The sequence below is a fragment of the Roseibium sp. RKSG952 genome (assembly GCF_009711355.1).
In genome coordinates this window covers 1-4,093 of sequence record NZ_SMMF01000684.1, presented here as the reverse complement: position 1 = coordinate 4,093, position 4,093 = coordinate 1, and the positions used below count along the sequence as shown (strand labels likewise).

The 4,093-nt window shown below is 49.6% G+C and carries 2 protein-coding genes; one reads left to right on the top strand and one right to left on the bottom strand.

The genetic code is table 11. The features are described 5' to 3' along the window. The first annotated feature begins 436 nt into the window (after nt 1–436). On the top strand, nt 437–1,669 hold the full coding sequence (locus E1297_RS03860) for a cyclopropane-fatty-acyl-phospholipid synthase family protein (RefSeq protein WP_155134134.1): 1,233 nt from the start codon (nt 437–439) through the stop codon (nt 1,667–1,669). A 54-nt stretch (nt 1,670–1,723) separates the two neighbouring features. On the opposite strand, the gene E1297_RS03855 is transcribed toward E1297_RS03860, so the two are convergent. Then, nucleotides 1,724–3,034 carry an FAD-dependent oxidoreductase gene (locus E1297_RS03855; RefSeq protein ID WP_155134131.1) on the bottom strand — a complete coding sequence of 437 codons (1,311 nt, stop codon included), beginning with the start codon at nt 3,032–3,034 and terminating at the stop codon, nt 1,724–1,726. Nucleotides 3,035–4,093 lie beyond the last annotated feature (1,059 nt).

The window sequence follows — 4,093 nt, the reverse complement described above, 5'->3', positions numbered from 1 at the left end:
CTTGGACACCAGATTTGACAATAACTCCAACCTCTGCCTGCCCATCGCCATCGTAAAATCTCCAAGTCAACCAAAGAGAGAGGATTAGATCAGGCAAAATCCGTCCAAGTCCGACTTCGTCAACCGGCTGATAGCGGTTTCGTTTCTTCATTATGGATCCCATCGTCAGATAATGCCGGAGCTTAGCAACTGGTCTGAAATCTTGGGACCATATTTGCCAAAACGGGAGCTAAAAAATAAATCACACTCATTTGGCCTTAGTATAAATGACAGTCATGAACCAATATAAAAAACAAAAACCCAACATTTACCACTATTAATACTATTAAATTAATTCCAAAAAAATAATAAATTATCACAATATATTTTTTTTAAACTATTATACTATGTAAAAAGAAGAAATTTAACTTCAATTTTCACCTAAGGCACACGCAAAATGAACAAGGTCAGCCCCGTTCCAGCAAACGAGATTGATCAATGGGATCACTCGCATGAATTTCCGGTCAGGCGCTGGATTGGCCGCAACTCGATCATCAATGCGGGGCTGATAGCTGCGTCCATCGTACTTGCGGTTTTCGTTTCGCCGTTTTTTCTTTTGCTTTGGCCAGTTGCCATCGTCCTCGATGACCTTGCCCTGCTTGCTTTCCGGTTTTCGATTTTTAACGCCGACGAAGGGGTTCAGGCCTGCTACCGATGGCAGAACCTGTTTATGACAGGATCAACAAATGCTGGTCGCGACCTTGGCTTTAATCTTTTCGATGGCGACGTCAACAAGCCGCTTTCTCAAGCGCAGTCGGATAAATGGGATTTTATGCTTGACCAGTTGGGCCTTCAGGCAGGTGACCGGCTCATTGATATTGGCTGTGGTTTCGGCGATTGGCTCAATTACGCCAAATCCAAAGGGATCCTCGTTACCGGAGTGAATATCTCCGATGAGCAGGCCCATGTTGGCAGACAGCTGTACGGATTGGATGTTATCCGGGCGAATTGGAAAGACATCATGAATGATCCGGACCTCAAGAAACGCCTGTTGGGCAAATTCGATGCTGTCACTTTAATGGATACAATTGAGCACTATGCCCACGCAGCGGACTTTCGAGTAGAAGGAAAAGTCGAAGCGATATACGAGGATTTGTTTGACTTGTGCAATGAGTTGATCGATTCAAAAAGCCGTATTGGGCGTGTGTTTCTGTCCTGCATTCACTGGACCGAAGAAAATCCACGAACTCCAGAAGGGCCGGAGCGGAATTGGACATGGGTAGACACCTTCTCCGGTCTTCTCATGATAAGGACCTATTCCGGGTTTTATCCCAGAGGCCCGATGGGCCTGGTTAGAAATGCAGCAGATCATTTCAATGAAATATGCCGCAAAGACAGAACGGAAGACTACAGATACACTGCTGTCATTGACAGGAATCATTTTCAAGCACCCAAATTTCTTTGGACCTTCAGAAAGGTCCTTTACATGCCAATATTTTTCATTTTAGATCCACACTTCGCTCATAAATGGATCGGACATAATGCGTTGGGCATCAAGCTTGATGCATGGATGCGAACATATGGTGAGAACTACGATTCCTTGACATTTGACGCCGACTACCGCGCACGCGTCAGTCACGTACAGTTGTGGTGGATCGTGCTCCAGGCGAAAAAGACGGAAGTGCAATAAAACGTCTTATGTGTCCGCCTTCTTGGGCGAAGCGTTGTTTGTGCCCGGAATAAATCAGTTTTTGGAGAATGAACCTTTGGTGGACCGGCAGACCGCCAAGGACCTTGACACGCCTTTCGCGACATGGAGCGCTTGATCCACAACATGTGGCACGGCCTCGGCAGCAAGCAAGGCTCCTGCATACCAGAACCGGTTGCGCCCTTGCATAAGAAACATGCGGCGCAACAACCCACGCGAAATCGCCTTAGAGGCAAACCTCGGCGAGTATGTCGGCCAGTTTTTGACTTCAAGAAACCGATCTATGCGCATGTCAAAAGGCGTGAGACAACAGTTCAACCTGTCGAGCAGAACATCGTCTCCGACACCGTTTCTGTAAAAGTAGCTCGTCATAAAATCACCTTCGCCGTTCCTGCCGGGAGGCTGCCTTACAACAACCAAAGGCGCTCCATTTCCACCCTGACAATCCGGAAACAAGACTACGGATCCACTCATCCTGGAGCCATTTGAAAACTTGCCTGTTCCGACAACGTAGTCGGACGCGACCAGCGCGTCGGCAACCTCCGCCCCCAGCCCCTCCTCCCAGTTGTCGAACAGATTCAGGTCCTGAGGTGCGGTGGCAACAACAAGTTCCCTGCACCTGTATTCGGTCTTGTCCGTTTGCACAGCCCAGCCGCTGTTTGAACGTGTAACACTCCGGGCAGCCTCGCAGAACCTGACATCAAGATCCCGCGCCATATGAACCGGAAGGCCCTGGTATCCGTCGACCACGAAGTGCCTTGGCCGCATGCGGGCGGACAGGATATCCCAATTCAGATAGTTCAAGGCGTGGATCGTCGGAAGTGTTTCGAAATGACCATAACCCAGGGCGGTAATCGGATAGAAGCCAAAAGCCAGAAAATAGGTCAACCGGTGCCTTTCCAGCCATTCGCCAAATGGCATCGCCCAGACCGCATCGCCATCCGGACCCGAATAGCGGCCCAGTTTCAGGGCCCTTTGCCGCAAACGCAAATACTTCGCGACATCTGTCAAGTCGGCCAACAAACCATGTTCGGATTTTCCCGGCAGCGGACAGATTTCCCCTCCCTTGACAACACTTGCATGTGCCCCTGTCCCCCTGATTACCGAAGTCCGGTAGCGCCGGAACAAATCGTTCAGGTTTCGCGATGCCAGGAGACGAATCGCGCCGGTATCAATTTTCTTTCCTTCCAGAGTGATTGTGCGGATTTTTCCACCAGCTGCATCGCTGGCTTCAAGCACGGCAACCTTGTAGCCCTGGTCCTGCAATCGCAAAGCGATGGTCAATCCACTGATCCCGGCGCCTATCACCAATGCGTCAAAAGCAGGATTATTCGACGTCGTTCCCATGAAACCATGACACCTTTCTCAAAGGCCTGAATTACTAACAAAATGGATAGTTAATTTATCTGCAAAAAGTATTTCTAAGATGGTGTGCCTGACATGCTGCCGTCAAGATAGTAAAGATAATCAATATTTACGAAATATGCTGAAAGTAACATACTCCAGTATGCGCAATTCTTACTGTTCCATGCTGCCTAAAAATGAAAGCCGACTGCAGCCTTGAAAAGTCCTGTCCGGGGCTTGCCGACAATTGATGACGCGGTCTTGCCAGATATCGCGATGAAGCTGAACACCCGCAAAAACGCCGCCGTTCCTGCAGGATTTCCGTTTCGCCGTGGGACTGAGGTGGTGATATGGGGCCAGGCAGTCTTTTCAGTATCTTAAACGCTTGAGCACGGATGGCGGTGATCCGCTTGAGCTTCTGGAGACCTCAGCCAATTTGTAAATCTTCGTGGCTGGCTTGTTGAGGGGCCAGGTTACGGCGACCGTTCCAAGTGCGGACGCCCGGCGTTCCGTCCTGTTTCGATATTCAAGGCACAGGTTGTCCAGTTCAACACGACCTGAGCGATCCGAAGATGACGGCATAGAGTTGGGTTCCCGCCAGACCGCTCGCATCAGCGTATTAACTATCGCACGACCGATCTTCTTCGCGTGACTTCTTAAGCCATGGAACCTGATTTAAAAAATACCGCAATTATATCATTTCCTTGTCATTCACCTATCGTTTTAGGATGATGGTGGATCAGGTGCCGTGGGGCGGCCTTAGCCGCAAGCGGCAATTCTATGATCAGTTCGTGAATGGGTTTCGGTAGAGCCATTGATCCCGCCCGCCAAAACAGACGACAGGCCACGCACGACTGACATGAGAAAAGTCATGAACGCAATCCTTGGCGTCTCTAGCACAGGATCGTAGTGGCGGACGCTTCCGAAAGACTTTCTCCCGGTTTCAACCCTTGGCGGCTATTATCATGTTTGGTGCGGCAGCCAGTTCTGGGAAAGCGTCAATCACCTCCTTGTGGCTGCAGCCCGCGAAACGATAACGTATTAAATTTTTCGCACATTTTC

Coding starts and splice junctions, on each gene's coding strand:
- E1297_RS03860 (WP_155134134.1), top strand. CDS start 437: ATGAACAAGGTCAGCCCCGTTCCAGCAAACGAGATTGATCAATGGGAT.
- E1297_RS03855 (WP_155134131.1), bottom strand. CDS start 3,034: ATGGGAACGACGTCGAATAATCCTGCTTTTGACGCATTGGTGATAGGC.